Source organism: Endozoicomonas atrinae, assembly GCF_001647025.1.
Taxonomy (GTDB): domain Bacteria; phylum Pseudomonadota; class Gammaproteobacteria; order Pseudomonadales; family Endozoicomonadaceae; genus Endozoicomonas; species Endozoicomonas atrinae.
This window is the reverse complement of the sequence record NZ_LUKQ02000331.1, coordinates 1-4,857: the sequence shown is the minus strand read 5'-3', so window position 1 is coordinate 4,857 and position 4,857 is coordinate 1. Positions and strand designations below refer to the sequence as shown.

Annotated in this window: 6 protein-coding genes; 3 read left to right on the top strand and 3 right to left on the bottom strand. The window is 44.8% G+C overall.

Translation table 11 applies throughout. The features are described 5' to 3' along the window. The first annotated feature begins 217 nt into the window (after window positions 1–217). Complete coding sequence (locus tag AK963_RS36725) at window positions 218–340, top strand: hypothetical protein (protein WP_274520556.1); 123 nt, start codon at window positions 218–220, stop codon at window positions 338–340. On the opposite strand, the gene AK963_RS25470 is transcribed toward AK963_RS36725, so the two are convergent. The 3 genes from AK963_RS25470 to AK963_RS25460 form a co-directional block, all read right to left on the bottom strand. Further along, complete coding sequence (locus AK963_RS25470; protein WP_066018183.1) at window positions 335–658, bottom strand: Hpt domain-containing protein; 324 nt, start codon at window positions 656–658, stop codon at window positions 335–337. The two genes, AK963_RS36725 and AK963_RS25470, sit on opposite strands and share 6 nt — an antisense overlap. 170 nt (window positions 659–828) lie before the next feature. After that, window positions 829–2,760 carry a DUF1631 family protein gene (locus tag AK963_RS25465; RefSeq protein WP_175404647.1) on the bottom strand — a complete coding sequence of 644 codons (1,932 nt, stop codon included), beginning with the start codon at window positions 2,758–2,760 and terminating at the stop codon, window positions 829–831. A 174-nt stretch (window positions 2,761–2,934) separates the two neighbouring features. After that, window positions 2,935–3,219, bottom strand: a complete 285-nt coding sequence (locus tag AK963_RS25460) for a hypothetical protein (protein WP_139117656.1) — start codon at window positions 3,217–3,219, stop codon at window positions 2,935–2,937. A gap of 259 nt (window positions 3,220–3,478) precedes the next feature. Here AK963_RS25460 and AK963_RS25455 point away from each other — a divergent pair, with 259 nt between their 5' ends. Both AK963_RS25455 and mnmL read left to right on the top strand, forming a co-directional pair. Continuing rightward, on the top strand, window positions 3,479–3,784 hold the full coding sequence (locus tag AK963_RS25455) for a hypothetical protein (RefSeq protein WP_066018180.1): 306 nt from the start codon (window positions 3,479–3,481) through the stop codon (window positions 3,782–3,784). A 239-nt stretch (window positions 3,785–4,023) separates the two neighbouring features. Further along, entirely contained in the window at window positions 4,024–4,776 is a 753-nt protein-coding gene (mnmL, locus tag AK963_RS25450) for a tRNA modification radical SAM protein MnmL/YtqA (protein ID WP_238593850.1), read from the top strand. Window positions 4,777–4,857 lie beyond the last annotated feature (81 nt).

Below are 4,857 nucleotides of genomic sequence, written 5' to 3'. Positions count from 1 at the left end.
ATCATCCTGAGTTTTAATCTGACTGGCTATTTGATCTACCAGTTTTTCGTTGATTTCAACGCTCATTGTTATTCTCCATTTTGGAGTATTAACGACAAGCGTTTACACAATTTAAATTACATTCCCGACGAAGGGGCAGTGGTCCTTGTTGTTTTTGCCTTTTACTGTACTGCTGCTTACTCTAGTATCCTCACAATCCATTATTAGCTATTTATTGATGAGTCAGGAGAATGTACTGCTGTTACAGGTTCTTGGCGGTGCTATTGAAGCGCCCTTTATGGCATTTGCCGTTGTGGTTGGTTTTCGACTGTTCAGCTTGACCAGTCAGGCGCAGTCATAGGTTAGGGTACATGGCTTCAATACTGTTAAAGGTATCCTGCAGTTCAAGAAAAAGAGGATCATATTGCTCAGACTGCACTTGTTGTCCTGATTCTTCAAGATCTCCGGCAAGTATTGCCAGTTGTTCCGCTCCGACGATTGCAGCACCTCCTTTAATCCGGTGGGCAAGGCTGACAATAAGGGGCGTTTGCTGATTGTTGACCGCTGCTTTCAAATTCAGGATGTCTTCCCGGGTGCTCTGGAAAAAGGTTGATAATAACTCTTCCAGCAGCTCCTCATCACCGTCGGTGATTTGGTGTAAATTTTCCAGATTGAGCATAAAACTTCCTGTACAAATCACTAATAAATTAGTTTTCGCCTTTAAACTCCAGTGCTTTAGTCAGGTGCTTGTTCAATAATCCATAGTTCTATCGGTGTTGAGATAAACAGGCGCGAAAAGTTTCCACATATTTCAGTTTTTGTTACAAATGTGAGTAACCTCACGCAGCGTTACAAATGCTTTTTGAATCGCTCAAGAACAGCCTGGATTGCCCGGTCGAAAACGGGGTTCTCTTCCATGATATGAACAGAGCCGTCTTCAATTTCCTTTTTGAGTTCGCTTCCGGAGCGCTCTGCAACACGCATCCCCGAGCGGTTGACAAAAATATATCGATGACTGTCTTTACTGAGGCGGGCAAGTTTGCAACGGAGGCGGTGTGAGTCGCCTTCGCCAATAAACTCAACCCACTGGCCTGGGTGAAGCCCATCAATGATAACCGGGGCAAATGAGGAATGGTGCCCCTGCGTATCTTCCACTGCATCCTGTCCATCCAGAACCACTTCAAGCTCCTGAGAACCTTCTGTTGCCTCTGAATTGAACTCAGACAGGAGTGAATCATCCAGACTGAGCCCCGACTGTCCACAGGAAAGAATAATCTCCTCTCCAAGCTCGGAGTCTTCTTCTGTGAGAACTTCTGCCTGAAAGCTAATCGTATTGTCATCGTCGGGTTCTGCTGCTTTCTCCTCTTCTGGTTGTTCATCGGGCTCGGTAGAGTGGTTTTGGTTTTCCGAAGTTTCAGGTTCTGGTCGCAGAATGATATTCAGGTTAAATTGAAACCCTTCAAGACAATCCTGAAATATATCGGGATTTTCATTGTGGTCAGAGATGATAGTGCGCACTGTATGCTCAATCAGCAGTAGTACGTGCTTGCTTAGTTGTGGATCCCTGCAATACAGCATTCCTGCTGACGTCAAGTCGTTTAATAAGAGACGGGCAGGGTGCTTATTGTCAGTTAAAAATACATCATCCAGGATCGCCTGCTTTAAAATCGGGATCTGCAATAAGGCTATGGTTTTTTTTACGTCATCAGGTAGGTTGTGATCATCCAGAATGTATTCAAACAACCAGCCAACCATATTGATGAGGTCTTCATGATGGCGTGAGAGGTTTGAGTTAACCCCTTGTATTTCCAGAGCATCGATGACTGAGTTATGTAGGTTTCTTCTCGAAACGTGCTGCTCAAGAGCATCCAGTTGCAGTGCGCTGAGAACATTGGCCAGATCAATAGCCCTGACTCTGTTAGCCTTGGCCTCAGGGATAAGCTCATCTTCCGCCAGCATATCTTCCAGTCGGGATACCAGCTTCTCAGCAAAGCTATCCAGGAACTGTGGGTCTTCCATGTCTGGATAGTGACCCTGTTGAGTCGCTGCTTGTGTTCGATTTGGGAGTTGGGGCGTAGAAACGGGTTGGTGACATGGGATGGAGACGGTGTTCGCTTCCGATCGCACAACTGAAGATGACTGTTTGGCCCCCAGCCCTTTATTAATAAGTAATTGCTCGACTTTAAGCCAGAGTTCATCAGCTGCTTTATTAAAATGGCTGGCAAACCAGCTGAATAACTGTTGTTCAATATCACGGTCTGGATGGAGACTCTCCAGTGCTATGGAGAAACTTTCACAGATACGGTCCGGGGTGGCTGGGTAAGTACCGTCATGCTGGGGGTAGGTGCTCTCGAGACTGCTTTTGATTTGGCAGATACGTTCAGCGCTTTTACTGTTCTCAAAATTAGTGGTTGCCGAAAGCCAGAGAAGTTGGTGGTCAAGTTCGGAATTGTCCAGCAGCTCAAGTGTTAATACACCTTCTTGTGGTGAAGGCTGTTCATTGTCTGTGCTGGTCAAGTGATCGATAAAACTTTTTTTAATTAAAGGTTCAGACTTCTTTAAACGGTTTTTAATATCGATCCAGCGCATCATGTCCTGATCATTTTTGATTTCCTCTAGACTGGTTTCTAATTTAGTCGATAAAGCGGTAAGGAGCGTGTCGGCTTCAGGACAAATAATCTCTTGAACCAGTTGGTTTAATTCAGAAAAAAGGACTCTTTGCGGTGGCTTGTTATCACCGCTAGGGCTGAGAGGTATAATGTTGGAAGGCTGTATTGACATGCTGGCCACATCCCTGTACTGCACAATATCACCTGCAGAGTATGAAATACTCGCAGAGACCATTCATATCATTCACTAATTATAATTATATTGAGAGCACTTAATTAGATTAAGTAGCTATAAATGCGGAGTTTTAACTAACTTTTGTCAAAAAAATGACAACAAGCTATGGCCTTATCCGTTTCTGAGCTCTTTGGCTATTTCTTTAGCTTTTTCAAGAGCTTTGTTGAAGCCATTTTTAAACAGGTTTTCACGAATCTGTCTCTGGAGCTCTTCAGGGGTAATCTCTCCATCTTCAGCAGCTGCTTCAGCAAGCTTATTTTCTTCCTTGTTTTGTACAAGGTTTGAAAACTCCTGTGACTGCATTGGATCAATACGATCTACCGGTTTGACATTACCTACCTGGCCTGAGTTATCAGAGGGTAGGCTCTCAACATCCTTGTTGGTAATGAGTGACATGGTCAGGCTCTCCGTTGCCCAGTGCAAGCTGGTTTCTTGTAAATTATCAGAATGTCGCCTTTTCTGGCGGCATTGTTCGCTAATGCTTTAATCCTTATAAAACTCAGTTTAGATTATGAATAGAGATTATAAAAAAATAGAAGCCCTGTTTTTTGTCTGATAGTGCCGCCTGGTTTAATGAGCTGACAGCTGGTCTGAAGATCATAAAGCCACCTGTATCACCGCCGACAACTGAAACTAGTACAGCCGGGAGAATACTATGAGCGGTGAGCATTTTACGTTAACGATCAGTCAAAGCACGTCTGACGCCGGCGATTTTGCCATACATATGAAAGAACCTGATAAACCTGAGCAATTGTTAGTTCATTTAAGATTTATGCCGCTGGCTATGTTCGATGAGGCTTATCTGGATGATCTTGTCGGTGTGATGGCAAGGAAGCTGGCAAAAAGAATTATTGAATGGCGTGTAGCTCCCGATGACCCTGACGCAATGCAGGCCTGTCAAAATGAGGCCCGGGCAGTCGTTCAGGAAGCTCTGGAAAGAATGAAAAAAAATTCAGGCTAGCTTTTAAGGGATAGTTATATTCTCACTGTAACGGCTTTTGCCTATATAAAGAAGGTCATGGGATCAACCATGGAAGTCCTTCCCTGTTTACCTCACGACATACCCCGATTTACTTTCTGCTTTGATAGTCATCAAAAGAACCTAAGCATTGGCCATTAAGCCATGCGTTAAACTCCCTATAGGCTAAGCAAAGCTCTGTCGGTATTTTGTAGCGATTTTTGATGACGAAATAACTCGCTATGGACATGACCCGCTTCGTGAATACTTTTGGCCGTTACCTCCGGCAGAAGTACGGAGAAAAAGTACACAAAGTTTCGGTGAATGCGTCGTTTACCTGCCCAAATCGTGATGGCACTAAAGGTATTGGTGGCTGTACGTTTTGTAATAATGCCTCTTTCAGTCCTGGCAGTACCAAAGCAGGAGAAATTTCTGAGCAGATTAAGCAGGCTCAGGAGAAGGTGGGGGCCCGAACTGGTGCCAGGAAGTTCATCGCTTATTTTCAGTCTTACAGTAACACCTACGGCTCTCCTGAAGATCTCAAACGGTATTATGATGAAGCTCTTGCTCAGCCCGGCGTCATTGGACTTGCTGTGGGCACACGTCCTGACTGCGTACCGGATCCGGTGTTAAAACTGCTGTCGGACTATCAGGAGCAGGGCTATGAGGTCTGGCTTGAGCTGGGTTTGCAGTCCAGCTTTGATCCTACGCTTGAAGCCATTAACCGTGGTCATAGCTACAGTGATTATGAAGATGCAGTGATCAGAGCCAAGCGCTATGGGTTAAAGTTATGCACTCACCTGATTGTTGGTTTACCCGGAGAAGAGCCTGAAGACAGCCTGGTAAGCTTTGATCGGGTTATTGGTCTGGGCGTTGATGCTATTAAAATACATCCACTTCATATCGTTAAGGGGACCCAGATGGCCCGGCAATGGCGTAAAGGGCTGGTTGTCATCACCGGCGTAAAAAGTCCTCAAAACACCAGTCCAAAATGACCTGTCGTTAAGTATAGCTTTTTGGGGTGGTCTGCAAGTCTGATAGTTCCAGAAAGTTAAATATTTTACTAAGCTGACTCT